22 protein-coding genes are annotated in these 23095 nt (G+C 59.9%); 11 read left to right on the top strand and 11 right to left on the bottom strand.

Annotation, left to right across the window (positions count from 1 at the left end; genetic code table 11):
• Positions 1-83: 83 nt before the first annotated feature.
• Both ATU_RS04120 and ATU_RS04115 read left to right on the top strand, forming a co-directional pair.
• Positions 84-599 (top strand): MarR family winged helix-turn-helix transcriptional regulator, encoded by a 516-nt coding sequence (locus tag ATU_RS04120; protein ID WP_010971184.1) that lies wholly within the window; start codon positions 84-86, stop codon positions 597-599.
• An 84-nt stretch (positions 600-683) separates the two neighbouring features.
• Complete coding sequence (locus ATU_RS04115; protein ID WP_006312247.1) at positions 684-1343, top strand: glutathione S-transferase family protein; 660 nt, start codon at positions 684-686, stop codon at positions 1341-1343.
• A 229-nt stretch (positions 1344-1572) separates the two neighbouring features.
• On the opposite strand, the gene ATU_RS04110 is transcribed toward ATU_RS04115, so the two are convergent.
• The gene (locus tag ATU_RS04110) at positions 1573-2193 is read right to left on the bottom strand and encodes a glutathione S-transferase family protein (RefSeq protein ID WP_010971183.1); all 621 of its coding nucleotides are present in this window, start codon (positions 2191-2193) and stop codon (positions 1573-1575) included.
• Between the two features lie 137 nt (positions 2194-2330).
• Positions 2331-3329 carry an asparaginase gene (locus tag ATU_RS04105; protein ID WP_010971182.1) on the bottom strand — a complete coding sequence of 333 codons (999 nt, stop codon included), beginning with the start codon at positions 3327-3329 and terminating at the stop codon, positions 2331-2333.
• Between the two features lie 73 nt (positions 3330-3402).
• Here ATU_RS04105 and ATU_RS04100 point away from each other — a divergent pair, with 73 nt between their 5' ends.
• On the top strand, positions 3403-4155 hold the full coding sequence (locus ATU_RS04100; RefSeq protein WP_035256361.1) for a DUF3750 domain-containing protein: 753 nt from the start codon (positions 3403-3405) through the stop codon (positions 4153-4155).
• Between the two features lie 4 nt (positions 4156-4159).
• Here the strand turns inward: ATU_RS04100 and ATU_RS04095 are convergent, their stop codons facing one another.
• Positions 4160-5503: a chloride channel protein gene (locus tag ATU_RS04095; RefSeq protein ID WP_035256358.1), complete on the bottom strand. Its 1344-nt coding sequence runs from the start codon at positions 5501-5503 to the stop codon at positions 4160-4162.
• 146 nt (positions 5504-5649) lie between these two features.
• Here ATU_RS04095 and ATU_RS04090 point away from each other — a divergent pair, with 146 nt between their 5' ends.
• Both ATU_RS04090 and ATU_RS04085 read left to right on the top strand, forming a co-directional pair.
• Positions 5650-5925 carry a YlcI/YnfO family protein gene (locus ATU_RS04090; protein ID WP_006312252.1) on the top strand — a complete coding sequence of 92 codons (276 nt, stop codon included), beginning with the start codon at positions 5650-5652 and terminating at the stop codon, positions 5923-5925.
• Positions 5922-6221: a type II toxin-antitoxin system RelE/ParE family toxin gene (locus tag ATU_RS04085; protein WP_006312253.1), complete on the top strand. Its 300-nt coding sequence runs from the start codon at positions 5922-5924 to the stop codon at positions 6219-6221. Before ATU_RS04090 ends, ATU_RS04085 begins: the two co-directional genes overlap by 4 nt.
• A gap of 3 nt (positions 6222-6224) precedes the next feature.
• On the opposite strand, the gene betA is transcribed toward ATU_RS04085, so the two are convergent.
• From betA to betI, 3 genes are all read right to left on the bottom strand, one after another.
• Positions 6225-7874, bottom strand: a complete 1650-nt coding sequence (gene betA / locus ATU_RS04080; RefSeq protein ID WP_010971180.1) for a choline dehydrogenase — start codon at positions 7872-7874, stop codon at positions 6225-6227.
• Positions 7875-8104: 230 nt separating this feature from the next.
• Positions 8105-9586, bottom strand: a complete 1482-nt coding sequence (gene betB / locus ATU_RS04075; RefSeq protein WP_010971179.1) for a betaine-aldehyde dehydrogenase — start codon at positions 9584-9586, stop codon at positions 8105-8107.
• An 11-nt stretch (positions 9587-9597) separates the two neighbouring features.
• On the bottom strand, positions 9598-10218 hold the full coding sequence (betI, locus tag ATU_RS04070) for a transcriptional regulator BetI (RefSeq protein ID WP_010971178.1): 621 nt from the start codon (positions 10216-10218) through the stop codon (positions 9598-9600).
• A 365-nt stretch (positions 10219-10583) separates the two neighbouring features.
• Between betI and ATU_RS04065 the strand changes: the two genes are divergently transcribed.
• The 3 genes from ATU_RS04065 (at position 10584) to ATU_RS04055 (ending at position 13906) form a co-directional block, all read left to right on the top strand.
• Positions 10584-10820, top strand: coding sequence for a ribbon-helix-helix domain-containing protein (locus ATU_RS04065; protein WP_010971177.1), 237 nt, complete (start codon positions 10584-10586; stop codon positions 10818-10820).
• A gap of 172 nt (positions 10821-10992) precedes the next feature.
• Positions 10993-12804, top strand: coding sequence for a GGDEF domain-containing protein (locus tag ATU_RS04060; RefSeq protein ID WP_010971176.1), 1812 nt, complete (start codon positions 10993-10995; stop codon positions 12802-12804).
• 88 nt (positions 12805-12892) lie between these two features.
• Positions 12893-13906 carry an NAD(P)H-quinone oxidoreductase gene (locus ATU_RS04055; RefSeq protein ID WP_035256352.1) on the top strand — a complete coding sequence of 338 codons (1014 nt, stop codon included), beginning with the start codon at positions 12893-12895 and terminating at the stop codon, positions 13904-13906.
• A gap of 769 nt (positions 13907-14675) precedes the next feature.
• On the opposite strand, the gene ATU_RS04050 is transcribed toward ATU_RS04055, so the two are convergent.
• The 5 genes from ATU_RS04050 to ATU_RS04030 form a co-directional block, all read right to left on the bottom strand.
• A complete protein-coding gene (locus ATU_RS04050; protein ID WP_010971173.1) occupies positions 14676-15716 on the bottom strand; it encodes a sulfate/molybdate ABC transporter ATP-binding protein in 1041 nt (346 codons plus the stop codon).
• Positions 15717-15727: 11 nt separating this feature from the next.
• Positions 15728-16600, bottom strand: coding sequence for a sulfate ABC transporter permease subunit CysW (gene cysW / locus ATU_RS04045; protein WP_006310269.1), 873 nt, complete (start codon positions 16598-16600; stop codon positions 15728-15730).
• The gene (gene cysT, locus ATU_RS04040; protein WP_010971172.1) at positions 16593-17450 is read right to left on the bottom strand and encodes a sulfate ABC transporter permease subunit CysT; all 858 of its coding nucleotides are present in this window, start codon (positions 17448-17450) and stop codon (positions 16593-16595) included. The genes cysW and cysT overlap by 8 nt, the downstream gene beginning before the upstream one ends.
• Before the next feature lie 196 nt (positions 17451-17646).
• The gene (locus tag ATU_RS04035; protein ID WP_006310267.1) at positions 17647-18672 is read right to left on the bottom strand and encodes a sulfate ABC transporter substrate-binding protein; all 1026 of its coding nucleotides are present in this window, start codon (positions 18670-18672) and stop codon (positions 17647-17649) included.
• A 245-nt stretch (positions 18673-18917) separates the two neighbouring features.
• Positions 18918-19358 carry an RrF2 family transcriptional regulator gene (locus ATU_RS04030; protein ID WP_003509013.1) on the bottom strand — a complete coding sequence of 147 codons (441 nt, stop codon included), beginning with the start codon at positions 19356-19358 and terminating at the stop codon, positions 18918-18920.
• A 204-nt stretch (positions 19359-19562) separates the two neighbouring features.
• Between ATU_RS04030 and ATU_RS04025 the strand changes: the two genes are divergently transcribed.
• From ATU_RS04025 to cysN, 3 genes are read left to right on the top strand one after another with little or no spacing between them, the layout of a single operon-like run.
• On the top strand, positions 19563-20345 hold the full coding sequence (locus ATU_RS04025) for a phosphoadenylyl-sulfate reductase (protein ID WP_006310265.1): 783 nt from the start codon (positions 19563-19565) through the stop codon (positions 20343-20345).
• A gap of 28 nt (positions 20346-20373) precedes the next feature.
• Positions 20374-21327 (top strand): sulfate adenylyltransferase subunit CysD, encoded by a 954-nt coding sequence (cysD, locus tag ATU_RS04020; protein ID WP_006310264.1) that lies wholly within the window; start codon positions 20374-20376, stop codon positions 21325-21327.
• The gene (cysN, locus tag ATU_RS04015) at positions 21327-22811 is read left to right on the top strand and encodes a sulfate adenylyltransferase subunit CysN (protein ID WP_010971170.1); all 1485 of its coding nucleotides are present in this window, start codon (positions 21327-21329) and stop codon (positions 22809-22811) included. Before cysD ends, cysN begins: the two co-directional genes overlap by 1 nt.
• Positions 22812-23095 lie beyond the last annotated feature (284 nt).

The raw sequence follows: 23095 nt of genomic DNA, 5'->3' as shown, positions 1-23095 counted from the left end.
TATATGTCAATGGCAAGTTTTTGACATCTGTGCTATCAGCGCTAAATGTGATCGGAAACCGGCATCGAAAGGAACGGCTGAGAGTGGCGAGCGAGGAAGACTGGAACGAGGATTTGCCCGAGGACATCAAGCGGATCGGCAATACGATGACGCGTATGCGCATCATGATCGGCCGCCGCATCATCGGCCGAATGGCGCTTGCCAAGCTCGCTCCGGGTCTTGAACTCTCCCATATCGATGTGCTCGATATTCTGCGCCGTGCCGAAGGCGACGTCACCGTGGGTGCGATTGCCGAGGGCATGCGCATTGACCCTTCGCGCGGCAGCCGGGTCGTCGCGGATATGGTCGGGCGCGGCCTGTTGAAACGTGGCGTGTCGCAGGAAGATGGCCGCCGCAGCATCGTCGAAATCACGCCGCTCGGTACCAGCCTTTTGCAGGAAATGCGCCGGACCAAGATGAGCGTCATTGAGGATGTGATGGATGGCTGGCCGGCAGAGGATGTGGAGACATTCGGCCGCCTGTTCGAGCGCTTCATCGACCGTTTTGAAAACCGGCTTTCGCCGGATGCGGACGTGCTCACGGATCAGAAAAAATCATAGTTACCCCTGACATCCACAACTTCACTTTACAACGACGAGACCGTAACGTGCCGGCGATCGAACAGGTTTCAAGGGGTAATTTCGATGTTGACGATTTACGGTGTGTACCGTTCCCGCGCCACGCGCACATTGTGGCTGGCTGCTGAACTCGGCATAGAATTCAAGCATGTGCCTGTCATTCAGGCCCGCCGCCTTGCCGATCCGCTCGCCACTGATGCGCCGCTCAACACGCTGTCGCCGGCATTTCTCGCCGTCAACCCGATGGGCACCATTCCCTGCATCGAGGATGACGGCATGGTGCTTTACGAATCCATGGCCATCAATCTCTATCTCGCCCGCAAATATGGCGGGCCGCTCGCCCCGGTCGATCTGAAGGAAGATGCGGCGATGCTGCAATGGTCCTTCTTCGCTGCCACTGAAATCGAAACGAATTCGCTGAAGATTTCTTCCGCCATCGCCGAAGGCCTTGCGGAAAGCGACGCCGGCAAGGCAGTGATCGATGTCGCCGCGCGTCTGCTGAAACGCCCCTTGCGGGTGCTGGAACAGCATCTTGCCACGCATGATTATCTGGTGGGCGACCGCTTCACCGTGGCCGATCTCAATGTGGCGGAAATCGTTCGTTACGCGCAGGGCCACCAGCCGCTGTTCGATGCCCATCCGGCGCTGAAAGCCTGGCTCGCCCGTTGCCAGGCGCGCACGGCGTTCAAGTCCATGTGGGACAGCCGGACGGCCGAGGCAGCGTAAACGAGAGAAAACTCCGCCGGCACACTCTCTGCGCCCTCATTCCTGTGCTCGTCACAGGAATCCAGCCGACGCGCGTCTGCGCGGCGGAGAGACCCTTTCCCAGCCCAAGGACTTGGGCTGGCTGGATCCCTGTGACAAGCACAGGGATGAGGGAAAGGCAGCCCCTTCTCGAGAAGGCAGGCACGTTAGCGACGGAGCCAGCTTGGAATTTTGTTTGCCTATCGCACGCTCAGCCTCTCTCCCCCTCCAGCGCCCGCTGCACCGCCGGGCGGTCGTTCATGCGGCGGAAGTGGTCGTGCACTTTCGGGAAGCGGGCAATATCCACACCATCGCTTTCCAGCCAGCCGGACATGACGAAGAGATAGGGATCGGCCACCGAATAGGCCGTGCCCAGAACCCATGGGCCGTGCAGCATGCCGTGCTCGATCAGCTCGAAGCACTCGCCCATATTTTTCGGCACCCTGGCCTTCATGTCCGCAAGCGAGCTATCCTCATTCGCCCAGCGGCTGCCGCGCCGGCCATGGGCGTGGGCAACGTGGACGGTGGAGGAAATGAAGGCATTGAAGGACTGCATCAGCGCGAATTCGAAGGGATCGTCAAGCGGCGCCAGCTTCTTCTCGGGCGCCATCTGGGCGATGAAGGCGAGGATGGCGGGTGTTTCCGTCAGCACGCCGCTCGCCGTGGCCAGTGCCGGCACGCGGCCCTTGGGATTGATCTTCAGAAATGCCTCGGAGCGCTGCTCGCCCTCCGCGAAATTGACGCGGTGGGCCTTGTAAGGCAGGCCGGATTCCTCAAGCACGATATGGCTGGCGCGGGAGCAGGAACCGGGGGAGAAAAACAGTGTGAACATGGATATGCGACCTCCAAAGCAATGAGAGCGCCCACCTGTTTCCCATGCGGACGCCGCGCCTGCCGGCGGCCATGGGATAGCCATCACACGCAGGACACCGCATCATCGTGCCGGTAAACGGCCGCGTCAAAGGTTATTTAAAGCCCGATAACGCTGATATCGCCGACATGGATGCCGTTCCAGTTGCGCATCTGGCGGTTCGCCATGCCTTTTAAAGCCTGCTGCTCGGCACTGCCGTCATCAAAATAGCGGGCAAGCAAGGCCGTGACCATGGCTTCTGCCGCGCGTGTCGTGCCGTCTTCGCATTTCACCGCCATGGCAATCCCCTGATTCGGCAGGGCGGCGATGAAAACGCCTTCCGCTCCGGTCTTGGCGAAAATCTTGCCGGGCGCGATCTGCATCAGCTTCGTGCAGGCGCGACCCGTGCCTGCCACGTAAAAAGGTTCGGCCATGCAGGCCTCGATGAGGCGGCGCGAGGCTTTCGCGCGTTCTGCCTCGAGCCCCCTGCCCGTCGCCATTTTGGCGAAACCATGCGCCAGCCCCTTGAGCGGCACGGCATAGGTGGGAATGGAGCAGCCATCCACGCCGCAATTGTCATGGCCGAGCGCCGCGCCCGTCAGGCTCTCCATCGTGGCGCGGATTTGCCGCTGCAGAGGATGATCGTAACCGACATAGCCTTTGGGATCCGTGCCGGTATGGCAGCAGGCGCAAATGAAGCCGGAATGTTTGCCGGAGCAATTATTGTGAAGCGCCGTCGGCTTTTCCAGCGTGCGGGCCTGATGAATGATGGTTTTCTGGTCCGACGACCAGTGCGCGCCGCATTCCAGCGTGTCGACATCCCGGCCCGCTTTCGCAAGCATGGCGGCGGCGAGTTCCGCGTGGGCGTCTTCACCGGAATGGGAAGAGCAAGCCAGCGCCAGTTCGCGGTTGCCGAAACCGTAGGCATCCGTCGCACCGCTCTCCACCAGCGGCAGCGCCTGCATGGCCTTGCAGGCGGAACGCGGGAAGATCCCGCGCTCAATATCGCCGGCCGAAAACAGCACCCCGCCATCGCCATCCACCACCACGGCAAGACCCTGATGGCGGCTTTCCACGAGATTGCCGCGGGTCACTTCGACGGTAACGGAATTGTTCATTCTCTCAGCCTCAAAAAATTCTGATTTTATGTCGTTGATACCGCAACTGATTTTTCGATGCACGGGGCTATCAGTGAAATTTGCGAAACGTCTGCTGCTGGCGATTGCCGTTATCTATCTGCTGCCCGCGCTGGCATCGGCCGGTCTATGGGCCATGAAGGACCATCCGCGCGGCTGGAACGCCGCCAGATGGTCGTCCTCTGGCATGCTGCCGCCAGCGTCGAGCGACGGGCAAGCCGCCATCTACGTCTTTTCCGCCATGACCGGCGGCTTCAAGGGGTCCGTCGCCAGCCATGCCTGGGTCGTGCTGAAGAAGCCTGGTGCCACCGCCTATGACCGGTATGACAAGGTGGGCTGGGGCACGCCGATCCGCCATAACGGGTATGCGGCTGACGCTTATTGGTATTCCAACACGCCGCGTCAGGTGGTGGCCATTCACGGCGCGGCGGCGGAAAAGCTCATCCCGAAAATCGAAAAAGCAATCGCCGACTATCCCTATGGCAAGCCGGGTGGTTATCGCATCTATCCCGGCCCCAACTCCAACACCTTCGTTGCCCATGTGCTGCGCAGCGTGCCGGAACTGGGCGTCGTGCTGCCGCCGGATGCGGTCGGCCGCGACTATCTGCCGGACGGCGCGTTTTACCACATTGCCGATGACTGGAAGGATGCAAGCGTCTCCCTTGGCGGGCTGTTCGGCGTTTCGGCCGGCGCGCGCAGCGGTTTCGAGGTCAATTTCCTCGGTCTCGTCGCCGGCATCGATTTCGTCCAGCCGGGAATTAAGATACCGGGGCTCGGTTATTTCGGCGTCGCGGGAATCCGGGCGTAAGCCATTACGTTTCGCTGGCCTGAGCGGCGCGCCGGGCGCGGATGCTCTGGGCAATGAAGACCCGCGACAGGCCGTGATAAAGCGGCTCCCGCGAGAAAAGACGCGAGGTCAGATATCCGAGCATTGCCGCAACCATGATGGGAATGACGCCTTCATGATTGCCGGTCATTTCAAGGATGATGACAAAGGCGGTCATCGGCGCCTGCACGACGCCGGCGAAATATCCCGCCATGCCGACGATGGCGCCAAGGCCGATGCTGGTGCCGAGCAGGCCGGCCATGGTGCTGCCGAAACCGGCACCCACCGACAGCGACGGCGCGAAGATACCGCCGGGAATGCCCGACATCATGGCGAGAAACGTCGCCGCCAGCTTTTCGATGAAGAAGAAGGCCGGCGCAGCCTCACCTTCGATTGCGGCGCGTGCCTGTTCATAGCCCGTTCCGAAGGTCGCTCCGCCTGTCGCAATGCCGATGACGGCGGAAGCAAGGCCGCAGGCGGCGGCGACCGCGAGCATGCGTTTCAACGGCATGGTTTGGGCAAAACGGCGAATGCGTGCTGACAGACGCAGGGCGCCGGCGCTGAACAGCGCCCCAAATGCGCCGCCGCCGACACCGCAGATCAGCACCAGCAGCCAGTCCATCATCGTTTTCGCCATGACCGAACTGGTGCCGAAATAGGTATAGCTGCCAACCAGCGCCAGCGATGCAAGACCGGAGAGAATGACCGCGGTCAGTACCAGGCCGTTGGCGCGGGATTCGTAGGTCTTGCTCATTTCCTCGATGGCGAAGACGATGCCTGCAAGCGGCGTATTGAAGGCCGCCGCAATGCCGGCCGCCGAGCCGGCGAGGATGAGGCCCTTGGCCTGCGCCATACCGCCCCAGCGGGCAGCCTGCAGCATGATGGAGGCCCCGACCTGAACGGTCGGCCCCTCACGGCCGATGGACGCGCCGGAGAGAAGGCCGGCGACCGTCAGCACCACCTTGCCGAAAGCGAGTTTCAGCGACAGAAGCCGCGAACGATCCGCGTCGTCGCGCAGGTGCCGCGCGGCAATCGCCTGCGGAATGCCGCTGCCACCGGCATTGGGAAAAACCGAGATCGCAAGCCAGGCGCAGAGCGTGAAACCGAGCGGCGTGATGAGGAGCGGCAGCAGAAACGCCCATTCGCCTGCGGATGTCACTGCCGAGAAAAGATGCTGAGCGCGATCCGCCGCCCAGGCAAAAGCGACGCTGATAATGCCGACCGCAATCGCGCCAACCCAGAAAACCGCCCTCGGCCTCCACACCCGCCACGACCCCCAGACAACGCGGGACCGGCGGAGCATCTTCAGCTTCTTGTAATCGGCGGGCATGGCGATCCGGATCGGTGATTTGGTGTTCGGCAGACGTTAAGCCCGTTTATCTGCCTCAAGGCCCGCGATTGCAAGGTTTTGCATTTGACTTATCACTGCCGATGACCGATCTTATGCATCGCAATTGCAACGCAGGAAGACGATCCATGAAAACGGCAACAATTCCTTCGCTGCGGGTGACAGCGGATTTTCGCGAGGCAGCCGAAAGCGTGCTGAAGGACGGCGAGACGCTTTCGGCATTTATGGAAGAAGCCGTGCGCAAGCAGGTGGAAATCCGCAAATCTCAGGCGGAGTTCATCAAGCAGGGGCTTGCAGCGCGCGAAGAATCCAAGCGAACGGGCGTCTATCACAAAGCCGAGGACGTTCTTGCAGAGCTGAAAGCTATGCTTGACGAAAAGCTTGCTGAAGACAACGACAAGTGACATTTCAGGTTTTTCTTGCCGACAGAGCGCGCGACAATATAACACGCCTCTATGCACATCTCCTTCGCCAGGACAAATATGCGGCGAAGCGAGCCTACAGGGCCATCGAAAAAGGAATTGCCGCACTTGCGGATTTTCCGCTGAGCTGCCGGAAAGTAGATGCAGAAAATCCCTTTCTGAGGGAGTTTCTTATTCCATTTGGCTCGTCAGGCTATGTCGTTCTTTTTGAGATAGAAAGTGCCGAGAAAGTAACAATCCTCGCGATCCGCCACCAGCGCGAGGATGATTACCATTGACCCTCAGCGGTCGCTGACGGCCGCACGCGGGTTTACCCACGGCTCCTGATTGGAGCGGGGCAGCGGGGTTTTGCCAAGGATGTGATCAGCCGCTTTTTCGCCGGTCATGATCGACGGGCCGTTGAGGTTGCCGTAGGTCACATGCGGGAAGATCGAGCTGTCGGCGACCCGCAGCCCCTCCACGCCGATCACCCGGCATTCCGGATCGACGACCGCCATGGGGTCGTTGCGGTCTCCCATCCGGCAGGTGCCGCAGGGGTGATAGGCGCTTTCCAGATGCTCGCGCAAAAAGGCGTCGATCTGTTCGTCCGTCTCGATGTTTTCACCCGGCTGGATTTCCGGCCCGCGAAAATCGTCGAAGGCTTTCTGGCCGAAAATCTCGCGCGTCAGGCGCACGCAATGGCGGAATTTTTCCCAGTCTTCCGGGTGGCTCATGTAGTTGAAGCGGATTACCGGGTCGTCATGCGGATCGGCGGAGCGCAGGGTGACGTTGCCGCGCGATTTCGACAGGTTGTAACCGACATGCGCCTGAAAGCCATGGCTTTTCGCCGCCGCCTTGCCGTCATAAGAGATGGCGACGGGCAGGAAATGATACTGGATGTCAGGCTGTTTCAGACCGGGTGCGGAGCGCAGGAAGGCGCAGGCCTCGAACTGGTTGGAGGCACCGAGCCCGCCTTTCGACAGCAGCCATTGTGCACCGGCAACCCCCTGCCAGAACCATGGCAGCCATGAATAAAGCGAGACCGGCTTGGTGGAGACTTGCTGGAAATAAAACTCCATATGGTCCTGAAGATTGGCCCCGACACCGGGACGATCCGCCTTCACCTCGATGCCCATGTCTTTCAGATGCGCGGCGGGGCCGATGCCTGAGAGCATCAGCAGTTTCGGCGAGTTGAAGGAGGAGGCCGAAACGATGACCTCGCGATTGGCCTTTACGGTTTCAACCCGACCCCTGCGCTCGATCTCGACGCCGACGGCACGGCCATTCTCGATGATGACCTTGCGGGCAAACCCATTGACCAGCGTGACGTTGCCGCGTTTCAGCGCCGGTTTAAGATAGGCATTGGCGGCGGACCAGCGGCGGCCATTGTGGATAGTCTGCTCCATCAGGCCGAAACCTTCCTGTTTGGAGCCGTTATAGTCGTCCGTCAGTTCAAAGCCCGCCTGTGCGCCCGCCTGAATGAAGGCGTGGAACAGCGGATTGCTGACCGGCCCGCGCTGCACATGCAGCGGCCCATCCGTGCCGCGCCAGCCTTCCTCGCCGCCGTGGCTGTGTTCCATTCGCTTGAAATAGGGCAGCACATCCGCATAGGCCCAGCCCTGCGCGCCAAGCTCCTCCCAGCGGTTGAAATCCTCGGCATGGCCGCGAACGTAAACAAGGCCGTTAATGGAGGACGAGCCGCCGATGACCTTGCCGCGCGGCGCAGTGATGCGGCGGTTGTCAAGATTGGGCTCGGGCTCGGAGAGATAACCCCAATTGTAGCGCTTCATGCTCATCGGCCAGGCAAGTGCCGCCGGCATCTGGATGAAGGGGCCGAAATCCGAACCGCCAGCTTCGATGACGATGACAGAATAACGGCCGTCTTCCGACAGGCGGTAGGCGATGGCGGAGCCCGCAGAGCCGGAGCCGACGATGACGTAATCTGCTTGCATTGTTTGCTCCACTGGGGGCTCGGTTCCGATGAATGTATTCGATTGGGGCTCACCCCCCTCTGTCCTGCCGGACATCTCCCCCTCAAGGAGGGAGATCGGCAAGACGCTCTTTCGTCACTTCAATCTCAAACGTCGAGATGGGCGGGACTTCGCCTCGGGTCGATCTCCCCCCCTTGAGGGGGAGATGTCCGGCAGGACAGAGGGGGGTAAGCCCCATCCGCCGAACCTAATTAATAAGGCGCGTCCACCTTCCCCGTGCTGACATAAACGGTCTTCAATTCGCTATAATGCTCCAGCGCCGCGGCGGAATTCTCCCGTCCGAAACCGGATTGCTTGGAGCCGCCAAAGGGAATTTCCACCGGGCAGAGATTGTAGGTGTTGATCCAGAGCGTGCCCGCCTCCAGCCCATCCACCACACGGTGGGCGCGGGCGAGGTCGGCGGTAAAGACGCCGCCGGCAAGGCCGAATTCGGTGGCGTTGGCGCGGGCGAGAACCTCGTCCTCATCGTCGAAATCCAGAACGCACATGACAGGCCCGAAGATTTCCTCGCGGGCGATGGTCATGTCGTCGGTGACATCGGCAAAGACAGTCGGCTGAACATAGGCGCCCTCACCCGCGACATTATTGGGAATGCCGCCGCCGGTGATCAGCGTTGCACCCTCTGCCTTGCCCTTTTCGATATAGGACAGAACCTTTTCCTGCTGGGCCTTGGAGACCAGCGGGCCGAGATGGGTGGCGTAATCCAAGGGGTCGCCGAGGATCATCGCCTCGGTGCGGCGTTTCAGGTTTTCGAGGAAACGCGCCTTCGCCTTTTTCTGCACGAAGACACGCGTGCCGTTCGAGCAGACCTGGCCGGAAGAATAGAAGTTGCCGAGCATGGCCCCACCGACGGCACTTTCAATATCGGCGTCGTCGAAGACGATCATCGGCGACTTGCCACCGAGTTCCATCGTCACATGTTTCAGATGCCCGGCAGCGGCGGCCGCCACCTTGCGACCGGTCGGCACCGAGCCGGTGAGAGAGACCTTGGCGACATCGGGATGATTGACTAGAAGTGGGCCGGTATCGCGATCACCCTGAATGACGTTGAAGAGGCCTTTTGGCAGGCCCGCCTCGATCAGGATTTCGGCGATCTTCAGGGCACCGAGCGGGGTGTTTTCCGAGGGCTTGAAGACCATGGCATTGCCGGCGACGAGGGCCGGTGCAGCCTTCCAGCAGGCAATCTGCTGCGGATAGTTCCAGGCGCCGATACCAACGCAGACACCGAGCGGCACGCGCTTGGTATAGGCGAAATCGCCGCCGAGGGGGATATAATCGCCATTCAGCGCGGAAGGTGCGATGCCGCCGAAAAACTCGAAGGCATCGGCGCCGGAGGTGGGATCGGCGACGATGGTTTCCTGGATTGGCTTGCCGGTATCCAGCGTCTCGAGCGTGGAAAGCGCATCGTTGCGTTCGCGCATGATATCGGCGGCGCGCTTGAGGATGCGACCGCGGGCCATGGGGCTCATCGCCGCCCATTCCTTCTGGGCGCGCTTGGCCGAGGCGATGGCGCGCTCGACGATGGCGGGCGTTGCCGCATGCAGTTTTGCAATCATTTCGCCCGTTGCAGGGAAGATGCTCTCGAACGGCGTGCCGGTATTGTCCTCGACATAATCCCCGTCGATGAAATGCGAGGCTTTCGGCTGCGCCTTGAGCGGCGTCGCAATGGTCATGTCGAAGTCTCCTAGAGAGTGCGGATGGACGGCTTGGCGCGCTGTCCATCGGGAAAAGATTTGAGCTGCATGTCGAAATAATCCTCGACAAGCGCCGGCGCGGAAGCGAGGCCAAGCGGGGCGGAACGCAGGCTGTGGCGGATATAAAGCCCGTCGATCAGGGCGGCTGCCCCTTCGGCGATGCGCGCGGCATCGTCGGGTGGGCAAAGCCGGTTGAGGCTCGCCATGAGATTGGAGCGCAGGCGGCGGGAATAAATGACCAGCAGGCGGCGCGTTTCTTCCGAGCGCTGCGCCTCGACGTAAAAGGCAAGCCAGGCCGCTACCGTTTCGGGCGTGAACTGGTCGCTCTGGAAGGAGACGTGCACGATGGCGCTCAGCTTTTCACGCGGACCGGAGGCACGGATCAGTGCCGCCACGGCATCGCGCCTCAGATCACGCAGCAGGCTGCGGATGGTTTCCAGAAGCAGCTGCTGCTTGCTGCCGAAATAATGATGCGCAAGCGCTGCCGACACGCCCGCTTCCCGGGCGATATCAGACATTGTCACATTCAGTGAACCATGGTGGCCTATGGTGCGCAACGCCGCATCCACAAGCGCCTTGCGGCGCAAAGGCTCCATTCCGATCTTGGGCATAAGCGTCTCCTTGACGGACGGCAAATTATTCTTGATTGAGTGATCAATCAATAAAAAATGCGCCATTTTATGTCGCGGATTTGCGATGGATCATATTTTCCGCCGCGGGCCGTCGCTATGATCGTCAGGAAGCACGCGAGGCGGCTTGAAATCTCCGTGCCCCGGCGGGCTCACGGGGGAAAAACTAAACCGTGATATACTGCGAATTGGGAATGAGACGCGTTTCGTGGTATGGTGTCTGATGATATAAATTTCGCTGGAAGCGGCGCCAGACGAAAACATAAGAACGCCCGCACATAGACCGTAATGGCAGCCTTCTCAAAAAGTTTGCCGGAATTCTAAACGACGGTTAAGGGAGTGATATCATGCCAATGGTGACAGTATCGATTTCCCCGGAACAGGCAGCAAGAATGCGCGAAGCCGTGAACTGCGGGGCTTATGCTTCCGGCAGCGAGGTTGTGAGGGAAGCGCTGAGATTATGGGCGGCATCGGCCGCACATGGCACAGGCGCAAAGTCCACACAACCCGTCGAAGCGGACCGGGAACGTCTGAACGTGGCGGAACTTTATGCCGCGCATAGCGGGCATATCCGCCGGGCATGAGACCCGGCACTGCGGCCCTATGTAATTGCACGGGGCCGTTACAAAACCTTCATTAAAGCTTCACAGTCGTGAAAGCTTTTGTTGACCTGTAATCTGCAATTGTTCACCGCAAAAGAGACGGGATCCCCCAAGGTTAGCCATCGAGGGGACGGACAATAGCGGAGAAACAGAAATGCAGGCCGTCGCGCTAGAGAACGATGTCATCAGGCGTTTTGCCTCCGGGCAGATGTTTCCGATGGCGAAACTGGTGCTGGAAACGGCGTTCCAGCCGATTGTGGAAGCGACGACGGGCACGATTTTCGGTTATGAATCGCTGATGCGCGGCCATGACCGGCTTGGTTTTTCCAGTCCGCTGGCGCTTCTCGACCAGGCCGCCGCGGATGGCGAGTTGAAGGCCTTCGAGCAGATGCTGGCAAGCCGGGCGCTCGCGAAATTTTCCACCCTGCCCGACTTCTCCTCCGCCACGCTTTTCCTCAATCTCGATGTGCGGCTCATTCCGCATGGCGATGTCATTCTCGACAAGCTCGTCGGCCATCTGGCCCGGGCGGGCATTCCCGCCTCCTCCATCTGCTTTGAGCTTTCCGAACGGTTCGACAATACCAGCGTGCCGGAATTTACGTCGCTGATCGCCCGCATGCGCAAGGAAGGCTTCAAGCTGGCGATCGACGATTTCGGCGCCGGCCACGGCGAGATGAAGCTGCTCTGCGACTTCCCGCTGGATTACCTCAAGATCGACCGGCATTTCATCTCCGGTATCGACCATTTGCCGCGCAAGCAGCATCTGGTGCGCAACATCGTCAATATCGCCCATGTTCTCGGCGTCAGGGTGATTGCGGAAGGTATCGAAACGGAAGCTGAGTTCCTCTCCTGCCGCGAATTCGGCGTCGATCTGGTGCAGGGCTGGCTTATCGCCAAGCCGACGGTCTTCACCAGCGAATTGCCCGAGAGCTTTCCGCACCTCAACCGCGTGGGCGTGGCGCGACGCAACAGCCAGACGCTGGACGAGATTCTGATCCGCCGGGAAATCGAGCGCCTCCCTACCGTGTTCGAACATGACAGCGTCGACAGCGTCTTCGAACTCTTTCGCAGAAATCCGCAGCAGGCCTTCTTCCCGGTTCTCAACGCCAATGGCGAACCGCGCGGCGTCATCAACGAATATCACCTCAAGGAATATATCTACCGGCCCTTCGGCCGCGATCTGCTCAAGAACAAGATCTATGAGCGCACCATTTCCCATTTCGTCGATCCTGCGCCGATCGTCGGCCTCGATGCGGATGCGGACCAGCTGATGAACATGTTCGCCAGCATGGGTGGCATGGGTGGCAGCGCCTGCATCATCCTGACCGAAAACATGCGATATGCCGGCATCGTTTCGGCCGCGTCGCTGATCAAGGTGATCAATGAAAAACAGCTGAAGATGGCGCAGGACCAGAACCCGCTGACGGCGCTGCCCGGCAACCGCGCGATTGGCGGCTTCATTGCCGACAGTTGCAGCGACGGCGACGAGACGCGCTTCTTCTGCTACTGCGACTTCGACAATTTCAAACCCTTCAACGACAAATACGGCTTCAACGCCGGCGACCACGCCATCACCCTGTTTTCGGCGCTGATGCGCCGTTATTTCTTCGCCGGTGACTGCTTCCTTGGCCATATTGGCGGCGACGATTTCTTCATCGGTGTGCGTGACTGGTCGGTGGAGGAACTGATGGAAATCCTGGAGCGGCTGCTCAGCGATTTCCACGACGACGTCGCCGGGCTTTATTCGGACGAAGACCGTGCCGCCGGATGCATGAAGGGCCAGGACCGCAACGGCAATGAACGGGATTTTGCGCTGCTGCGCTGCTCCATCGGCGTTCTTACTTTGCCGAAGGGATCGATCATCGCCAATCCCGAGCGGATCGGCAGCGAGATTGCCAGCGTCAAGGCGGCCGCGAAGGAGAACGAAGGCGGCCTCGTCGTCAGGGTATTCGGCGAGGCAAATTGACACCAGCGACAAACGGACTCCTTCCCTCAAGCGCACATCTGACCTACATCTTCAGGTGACGCCGACAAGTGAGGAGTTGCCCCTACCCATGTCCGACACCAAGACCCTGCCCGAAACAATGCGCTTCATCGATCTTCCGTCCCATGGTGGCCCGGAAGTGATGCAGTCTTCAAAAGCACCTTTGCCGAAACCCGCCCGCGGGGAGATTCTCGTTAAGGTCGAGGCGGCGGGGGTTAACCGTCCAGACGTCGCGCAGAGACAGGGCATCTATCCGCCACCCAAAGGTGCAAGCCCCATCCTCGGGCTGGAAATCGCCGGCGAGGTCGTTGCACTCGGAGAGGGCGTCGATGAGTTCAAGCTCGGCGACAAGGTCTGTGCGCTCGCCAATGGCGGCGGTTACGCGGAATATTGCGCCGTTCCCGCCGGGCAGGCCCTGCCCTTCCCCAAAGGTTACGACGCCGTCAAAGCTGCCGCACTGCCGGAAACCTTCTTCACCGTCTGGGCCAATCTCTTCCAGATGGCTGGCCTGACGGAAGGTGAGACCGTGCTCATCCACGGCGGCACCAGCGGCATCGGCACAACGGCGATCCAGCTTGCGAAAGCCTTTGGCGCTGAGGTTTATGCCACGGCGGGCTCGGCGGAAAAATGCGAGGCCTGCGTGAAGCTCGGCACTAAGCGCGCGATCAACTACCGCGAGGAGGATTTCGCCGAAATCGTGAAATCCGAAACCGGCGGCAAGGGCGTCGATGTCGTTCTCGACATGATCGGTGCGGCCTATTTCGAAAAGAACCTTGCGGCCCTCGCCAAGGATGGCTGCCTTTCCATCATCGCCTTTCTGGGTGGTGCGACAGCCGAGAAGGTCGACCTGCGGCCGATCATGGTCAAACGCCTCACCGTCACCGGCTCCACCATGCGCCCCCGAACGGCCGACGAGAAGCGCGCCATCCGCGATGAGCTTGTCGAGCAGGTCTGGCCGCTCATCGAAAGCGGCAAGGTCGCGCCTGTGATCAACCGGGTGTTCACGCTGGAAGAGGTCGTGGACGCGCACCGGTTGATGGAAAGCAGCAATCATATCGGCAAGATCGTGATGAAGGTGTCGTGACGAGTGCCTCTTGCATTAATGACGAATCGTACTACCTTCTAGTTATGTTCAACGTATCGGAAGGAGGTGATCCAATGTCTAGTGAGATTTCGGTCTCTGGTGCAGGCAATGGAAAGGGTGGTTTTGCGACGGGGCAACCCTCGGCGTAAACTTCTTTGCCTTCGGAACGTTGAGAAACAGTCCCGGGTTTGTAAACAGGACCAAACTCATGGAAGGGTCGCTTTGGCGGCCCTTTTCCGTTTGTGCATATTGCTTCGTCGATTGGAGAAACCCGCGCCTCGAATGACGGTGCGGCTCTCTCGCGACGAGAAGAACTCCTTTCAGCCCAAGGACTTGAGTTGGCTGGATACCAGCTCAAGGCCGGTATGGCGGAGAACTAAAGGATGTCTGCCTAAACTGTGCAGCGGTTTTGGGAGACATGCAAAAAAAGATCTGAAGCGTGTCGCATAAATCACATCACAGTACACCGCAGTGAAATCATCGACGGTGCTGGGTGTCGTTACCCCCCTCTGTCCTGCCGGACATCTCCCCCCTCAAGGGGGGAGATTGGCAAGAGGCTTTCTCGCTGCTTCATTCTCAACCGTCGAGAGGTGCGAAACCTTGCCACGGAACGATCTCCCCCCTTGAGGGGGAGATGTCCGGCAGGACAGAGGGGGGTAACGACACCCAGCACCGTCGATGATTTCAACCGCGGTGTACTGTGATCTGATTTATGCGACGCGCGTTAGAGAGCGACAAATCAGCGACCGTCGTTTACGGTCACCTCTCCCTATTTCTTGCCAAACACCTTCCACCGGGTCGGGCGAAAACGCAGCTCCGCACCAACGGCCACGGCAGCGTTGAGCGGCACCTCGATTTCGAGATGATAGGGCTCATGGCCGTTATTGGCGATGTCGATTTCGGCGATGCGGGTGCCCGCGAGGCGGCGACAGGTGGTGACCTTGCCGTAAAGCGCATCCTTTTCGTCCGTCAGCACCACATCTTCCGGGCGGAAGAACAGCTCGCCCTCGCCTGTGCCGCCCTCGTTTATGCCGATGCTTTCGCCCTGGAACAGCACATGGCCGTCCCGGATCGTCACGGGCAGGCTGGAGGATTCGCCAATGAAGGAGAAAACAAAAGGAGAGTTGGGCGTATCGTAGACATCGTCTGCCGTGCCGACCTGTTCGATTTTGCCCTGGCTCATGACGACGACGCGGTCGGCGAGTTCGAGTGCTTCTTCCTGATCATGGGTGACGAAGACGGTGGTGTGGCCGGTGCGGTCGTGGAATTCGCGCAGCCAGCGGCGCAACTCCTTGCGCACCTTGGCGTCGAGAGCACCGAAGGGTTCGTCCAGAAGCAGCACCTTCGGCTCGATGGCGACGGCGCGCGCCAGCGCCACGCGTTGGCGCTGGCCGCCGGAAAGCTGGGTCGGATAGCGCTTTTCGAGGCCGGTCAGATGGACCATGTCGAGAAGTTCCGAAACCCGCCGGCGGATTTCCGCTTTCGGCGGGCGGGAGGCGGAAGGGCGCACCTTCAGGCCGAAGGCGATGTTGTCGGCAACCGTCATGTGGCGGAACAGCGCATAGTGCTGAAACACGAAACCCACATTGCGCTCCTGCACCGTGCGGTGCGAGGCATCCTCGTCGCCGAAGAAAATCTGGCCCTGCGTTGGCTGTTCGAGGCCGGCGATCAGACGCAATAGCGTCGTCTTGCCGGAACCGGAAGGACCGAGCAGTGCGATCAGCTCGCCCGAGCGTATATCGAGCGACACGTCGTTCAGCGCCGGAAACCGATCGAACTGCTTGGTGATGCCGGAAACTTTCACTTCCATGAAGATGCCTTTCAATGCTTGCCGGCTGCGTTGCCCGCGCCAAAGCGTATTTCGAGAATGGTTTTGAGAACGAGCGTCACCAGCGCGAGGCCTGCAAGCAGTGTCGCTACGGCGAAAGATGCGCCGATATTGTACTCATTATAGAGTATCTCGACATGCAGCGGCATGGTGTTGGTCTCGCCGCGGATGTGGCCTGATACGACGGACACGGCGCCGAACTCGCCCATGGCGCGGGCGTTGCAGAGCAGCACACCGTAAAGCAAGCCCCATTTGATATTGGGCAGCGTCACATACCAGAAGGTCTGCCAGCCGGATGCGCCAAGCGAAATCGCCGCCTCCTCGTCGCCATTGCCCTGATCCTGCATCAGCGGGATCAGTTCGCGCGCGACGAAGGGAAAGGTGACGAAGATGGTAGCCAGCACGATGCCCGGGACCGCAAAGAGGATTTCGATGCCGTAACTCTTCAACCATGGTCCGAGCACGCTGTGAGCGGAAAACAGGATGACATAGACGAGGCCCGATATGACCGGCGAGATCGAGAACGGCAGGTCGATCAGGGTGATCAGGAACGCCTTGCCCTTGAATTCGAATTTGGCGATCGCCCAGGCGGCGGCAACCCCGAAAACGACGTTGAGCGGCACCGAAATGGCGGCGACGAGCAGCGTCAGGCGGATGGCCGACAGCGCATCTGGTTCGACGATGGCATCCCAGAAGGAATCCGCGCCCTTGCGGAAGGCTTCGAAGAAGACCGAGACAAGCGGCAGCACCAGGAAGGCCGCGAGGAACAGGAAGGCAACGGCGATCAGCGCCAGCCGCGCGGGAAGGCTTTCGCTTGCGGGATCGCGGAATGGCCGGGGCGAGGTGCGGGAAGCGGTCTCAGACATAACCGTACCTCTTGCGGCTCCAGGCCTGAATGAGATTGATGAGGAACAGCATGGCAAACGAGATGATCAGCATGATGGTGGCGATGCCGGTGGCTGCCGCATAATTGAACTCCTCCAGCCGGATGACGATGAGGAGCGGTGCGATTTCCGAGACGTAAGGGATATTGCCGGCGATGAAGATAACCGAACCATATTCGCCAACGCCACGCGCGAAGGCGAGCGCAAAACCCGTGAGGATGGCGGGCGTGAGGCTCGGCAGCAGAACACGGGTGATGGTCTGGAAACGGTTGGCGCCAAGCGTCGCCGCCACTTCCTCCACCTGACGGTCGATCTCTTCCATGACCGGCTGCACGGTGCGGACCACGAAAGGCAGGCCGATGAAGATCAGCGCGATGACGATGCCGGTTGGCGTAAAGGCGATCTTGATGCCGAAAGGTTCGAATAGCGAGCCGACCCAGCCGCGATTGGCATAAAGCGTGGTGAGTGCAATACCTGCCACCGCCGTCGGCAGGGCGAAGGGCAGATCGACGATGGCATCGACGAAACGGCGACCGGGGAAACGATACCGCGTCAGCACCCAGGCGACGATGACGCCGAAAACGGCGTTGACCAGCGCGGCAATGAAGGCCGTGCCGAAGCTGACACGCAGCGCATTCAGCGTGCGGCTATCGGTGGCAATCGCAATGAAATCTGCAAAACCGAGTTTCGCCGTGGACCAGACAAGGCCGCCGAGCGGAATAAGAATGATGAGAAACAGATAGGTGACAGTGTAACCAAACGTCAGGCCGAAGCCGGGTATGACGCTCGACTGCCGCCATTTCCACCTGTTTCCGGATGTATTATTGCTCATCAAGGCTCCGGATAATCTTTGTTTTGTACATTTTCAGGACAGGAAACCGGGGTCCACTTTTCCTGGAAATGCCCTCTGGGAGCCGGTGTTCCCCGGCGTTTATTATAAAGTATCGACCGGAACAATTGTCCGGTCGATCAGGTTCTTTTCTCTTGTCCCTGCGGACGGGGTGATCGCGTTTCACCCCATCATCCGCTTACTTCGCGGGCTTGTAAATCTGGTCGAAGATGCCGCCGTCACCGAAATGTTCTGGCTGCGCCTTGGCCCAACCGCCGAAGATCGGATCGTCGATGGTAACGAGCTTGATATCAGGCAGCTGCTTCAACAGGTCCTTGGAGACGACTGCAGGGTTGGACGGACGATAGAAGTGCTTCGCCGCAATATTCTGGCCCTCGTCGGAATAGAGATATTGCAGATAGGCTTCCGCCGCCTTGCGGGTGCCCTTGGCGTCGACGTTGGCGTCAACCACGGCGACCGGCGGTTCGGCGAGGATCGAGATCGGCGGCACGACGATATCGAAGGCGTCAGCGCCGAATTCCTGACCGGCGAGATAGGCTTCGTTTTCCCAGGCCAGCAGCACGTCACCGATCTGGCGCTGTGCGAAAGTGACGGTGGAGCCACGGGCGCCGGTATCGAGAACCGGGGCGCGCTTGTAGAGATCACCGACATAGGCCTTGATCTTGTCCTGATCGCCCTTGAACTCTTCGTTCGCCCAGGCCCAGGCGGCGAGATAATTCCAGCGCGCGCCGCCCGATGTCTTCGGGTTCGGCGTGACGATCTGGATATCGCCCTTCACCAGATCGCCCCAGTTATGGATACCCTTGGGGTTGCCCTTGCGCACCAGGAAAACGATGGTCGAGGTATAGGGCGAGGAATTGTGCGGCAGACGGGTGCGCCAGTCCTTGTTGATCTTGCCGGAATTCTGGACGATGGCGTCGATATCGCTCTGCAATGCGAGCGTGACCACATCCGCTTCCAGACCGTCGATGACCGAGCGCGCCTGCTTGCCGGAACCGCCATGCGACTGCTGGATGGTGAGGTCTTCACCGGTGTCGGCCTTCCACTTCTTGGCGAAGGCTTCGTTGAAATCCTTGTAGAGTTCACGGGTCGGATCATAGGACACGTTGAGCAGCTTGGTCTGCGCGGCGGCCGAGCCAACGCCGCCGAGTGCCAGTGAAAGGCCGAGAGCGACAGCGCTCAAACCGGACAGAAGTTTGGACATCGGTATTCCCTCCTGATTGCGATGGTTTAACTCTACTGGACCGGTAGAGTTGGTCAATGAGGCCGAATACGATCGAAAAAGTGTTTCCCGAGAGCGTTTTCCCGGGCAACAAATACAGCGCAGCATAAGCGAAAGGCGCAACAAGCGTCGTGTAAAACTTTGCTGAATGCAAAACCGTTTCACATTTTTGACGATTTTTTGCCGTGATGGCGAAAAATATTATGGGGTTTTAGACAATTTTTTCGTCAGGCCGTCAAAAGCTCGGGCACTTCGACACCCGCCACCGCATCGGCAACGGTGGTGTTGAACAGGATGTTGCGGGTGGCATCGGCCACGCGGGCGAAAACGTGGCGGATCTCGCACTGCTTTTCGCCATCGCAATCCTCACAACGGCGATAGGCGGTCTGCGACAGGCAGGGCAAGGGCGCAAGCGGCCCGTCGATGAGGCGTAGCACTTCGCCAAAGGTGATGTCTGACGCCGGGCGCGCCAGAAGATAACCGCCCTGCTTGCCGCGCCGGCTTTCGACGATCCGTTCCTTCTTCATTTCGAGAAGGATCTGTTCGAGAAACTTTTTCGGAATGGCCTGTTCGCGGGCAATGTCGGAAATCTGCACGGGACAGCCGCCGTCGGCCTTTGCCAGCGAAAGAAGCGCCCTCAGCGCATATTTTGCCTTCTGCGAAATCATCGTAAAACCAGTAGACCACAAGCCCGGATACCCGGCAATTCCCGCTTAGCGCAGAAGTTGTCACAATTCAAATCCAAGCTGCAAAGAAGGTGAACGGGCATCTTTTGCTCATAGATCGTGCGCGTGAGGCATTTTTGCTCTGAAGTGCAGCGCACAAAGACTGTCATTTCTGTTCGCATAGCCGGATTTCAACAATAATCGGCCATGGAAATCCCGGACGTGACAATGACCATCAATTCAACAAATGCTTCTGCCGATACCGCATCCCTCGACGCCACGCTTGCCGGGCTCGATCTTGCCGGACGTCTTTCTTTCGTTGCCGGCCTCGGCGGGCGCGCGGTCTTCACCACCAGCCTCGGCATCGAGGATCAGGTCATCACCGCCGCCATCGGTACGCATCGTCTGCCGATTGACGTCGTGACGCTGGAAACCGGGCGGCTGTTCAAGGAGACAGTCGATCTCATCGATGAAACCGAAGAACGTTTCGGCATCGAAATCCGCCGCTTCCGTCCCGAACAAGACGATATCGACGCCTATGCAGCGAAGTATGGTCTCAACGGCTTTTACGAGAGCGTCGAAGCCCGCCACGCCTGCTGTCATGTCAGAAAGCTGATCCCGCTTGGCAAGGCACTGGAGGGTGCAGCTTTCTGGATCACCGGGCTCCGTCGCGGCCAGTCCGGCAATCGCGCCGCGACCCCATTCGCCGAGTTCGACGCTGAGCGTAATCTTATCAAGATCAATGCTTTGGCCGACTGGGACATCGAACAGATCAGGGCCTATGTCGCCGAGGAAAACATCCCCGTCAACCCGTTGCATCAGCGCGGTTACCCCTCCATCGGCTGCGAGCCGTGTACGCGCGCCATCAAGCCCGGCGAGCCTGAGCGCGCCGGACGATGGTGGTGGGAGAACGACGAGAAGCGCGAATGCGGTCTTCACGTCGCCGGTGCGGAGCAGACACCCCCCGTTTCCGCCATCCCGCAACGATAATCATTCAGTTCATCTCCCGGAGTTCACAATGTCCAACGCAGTCCACGAGACGGACAGCAAGAATACTGTCGCATCCAAGCCGCCGCTCGATCCGCATCTGAAGGCGCTTGAAAACGAAGCTATTCATATTTTCCGCGAAGTCGCCGCCGAATTCGATAACCCTGTGATGCTCTATTCCATCGGCAAGGACTCATCCGTGCTGCTGCATCTGGCGCGCAAGGCATTCTTTCCCGGGCGCATTCCCTTCCCGCTCCTGCACGTCAATACCGGCTGGAAGTTCAAGGAAATGATCGAGTTCCGCGACAATATCGTGAAGGAATACGATCTCGACCTGATTTCCTACACCAACCCTCGCGGCGCGTTGGAAAACGTCACCCCCTTCTCCCATGGATCGGCGCTCTACACCGACATCATGAAGACGGAAGCGCTGCGTCAGGCGCTGGATGCCGGCCAGTTCGACGCGGCATTCGGCGGCGCACGACGCGACGAAGAGGCGAGCCGCGCCAAGGAACGAATCTATTCCTTCCGCACGCCCGACCATAAATGGGATCCGCGCAACCAGCGCCCGGAGCTGTGGAACATCTATAACGGCATGGTTCGCAAGGGCGAAAGCGTGCGCGCCTTCCCGCTTTCCAACTGGACCGAAGTCGATATCTGGCGTTACATCGAGGCGGAAAACATTCCGCTGGTGCCGCTCTATTACGCTGCCGAGCGCCCCTATATCGAGCGCGACGGCATGATGATCCTTGCCGAGGACGAGCGCCTAGAACTTCTGCCCGGTGAAGAGATCAAGCATGGCTCGATCCGCTTCCGCACGCTCGGCTGCTTCCCGCTGACCGGCGCCATCCGCTCCGAGGCCGCAACGCTTCAGGACGTCATCGCCGAACTGGAAATCGCCACCGTCTCCGAGCGGCAGGGCCGAGCGATTGACCGCGACCAATCCGGCTCCATGGAGAAAAAGAAGCGCGAGGGCTATTTCTGATGAGCGCTGCAGCTGCCAACACCCCCTCCTCTTCCGCCACCATCCTGCCCTTTGCAGAACATTCGAAGGTGGCGCGCGACACGCGTCCGCTGCGCCTTATCACCTGCGGCAGCGTGGATGATGGCAAATCGACCCTGATCGGCCGTCTCCTCTGGGACACCAAGGCCGTCAAGGAAGATCAGGCCGCCACGTTGCACCGTGACAGCGGCAAGCAGAACGATCTCGGCCTGCCCGATTTCGCACTGCTGCTTGATGGTTTGCAGGCCGAGCGCGAACAGGGCATCACCATCGATGTCGCCTATCGTTATTTCGCCACCGACCGGCGCGCCTTCATCGTCGCCGATACGCCCGGCCATGAACAATATACCCGCAACATGGCGACCGGCGCTTCCACGGCCGATCTCGCCGTGCTGCTGGTCGATGCGCGCACCGGCATTCTGGAACAGACCCGCCGCCACGCCACCATTGCGGCGCTGATGGGCATCCGGCAATTCGTGCTGGCGGTCAACAAGATCGACCTGACGAATTACGACAAGGCCGGTTTCGAACTGATCGCCCACGAGTTCCGCGATTTCGCCTCCGATCTCGGCATCAAGCAGATCACCGCGATTCCGATGTCGGCGCTGAAGGGTGAAAACGTCGTGCTGTCCGGCAAGGCCTCCATGCCCTGGTATGAAGGCCCGACGCTGGTGGAGACGCTGGAGCTTGCCACCGTCCGCTCCACGCAGTCCGGTGGCTTCCGCCTGCCCGTACAGCGCGTGTCGCGGCCAGGTGAAAGCTTCCGCGGTTATCAAGGCACGGTTGCCGGCGGTTCGGTGAAGCCCGGCGACAGCGTTGTCGTCCTGCCCTCGGGCATGGTCGCCAATGTCAAGCAGATCGTCACCTTCGATCTAGTGCGCAATGCCGCTGTCGCGGGTGATGCCGTCACGCTCGTGCTCGACCGTCAAGTGGATGTCTCCCGCGGCGACATGATCGTTTCCATCGAGGCACAACCGCTCACGGGACTTGCTTTTGACGCGCAGATCGTCGCCCTGCAGCCGGGCGGCATCGAGGCCGGCAAACGCTACTGGCTGAAAAGCGCCAGCCGCCGCCAGCGCGTCAGCGTCCAGCCTGTTAGCCAGCTCAACCTTCGGGAAGGCGAATGGCAGGCGCATGAGACCTCGCTGCCGATGAACGCCATCGGCAAGGTGCGTCTCTCCTTCGACGAGACGGCGATCTTCGATCCCTATGAACAGAACCGGGCGACCGGCTCCTTCATCCTGATCGACCCTGACACCAACAATACGGTGGCGGGCGGCATGATCTCGGCCAAGCGCAGCACAGGTGCGACGGAGGAACAGGGCGACCGCGTCATCCTCTCCCTGCCTGCCGGTCTGGCGGAAAAGCTGCTGGCCGGAGAACTGCTCGCCAAGCACCGCGACGAGATCGACATCCGCCGCACGGATGCGGCGACAGCTTCACGGCTCATAGGCGATCTCGACTGAAAACGCCCACATGAACGGCAAAAGGCGACCACGGTGTGGTCGCCTTTTTGTTTGGTCTGTCGTCCAGATGCGACTTAAAACACGAACATATAAAGCAGAATGATCACGACAACCGGAACGCCCATCGCCCACAGTGCAATACCCTTCAGCATGTTATCCTCCATTGTTGTTATGGATAGATAACGGCTGAGCGCGCTTTCCGATCCATCAGCCCCTGATTTTTACAGGTTGTTTCTCAGTCTTTGGGAAAGCCGTTCGTTCATTTGACGTTCATGTGCAAAAAG

It is taken from the genome of Agrobacterium fabrum str. C58, from assembly GCF_000092025.1.
Classification (GTDB): domain Bacteria; phylum Pseudomonadota; class Alphaproteobacteria; order Rhizobiales; family Rhizobiaceae; genus Agrobacterium; species Agrobacterium fabrum.
Note: the sequence above shows the minus strand (reverse complement) of the source record. Positions and strands in the feature narration are given on the sequence as shown.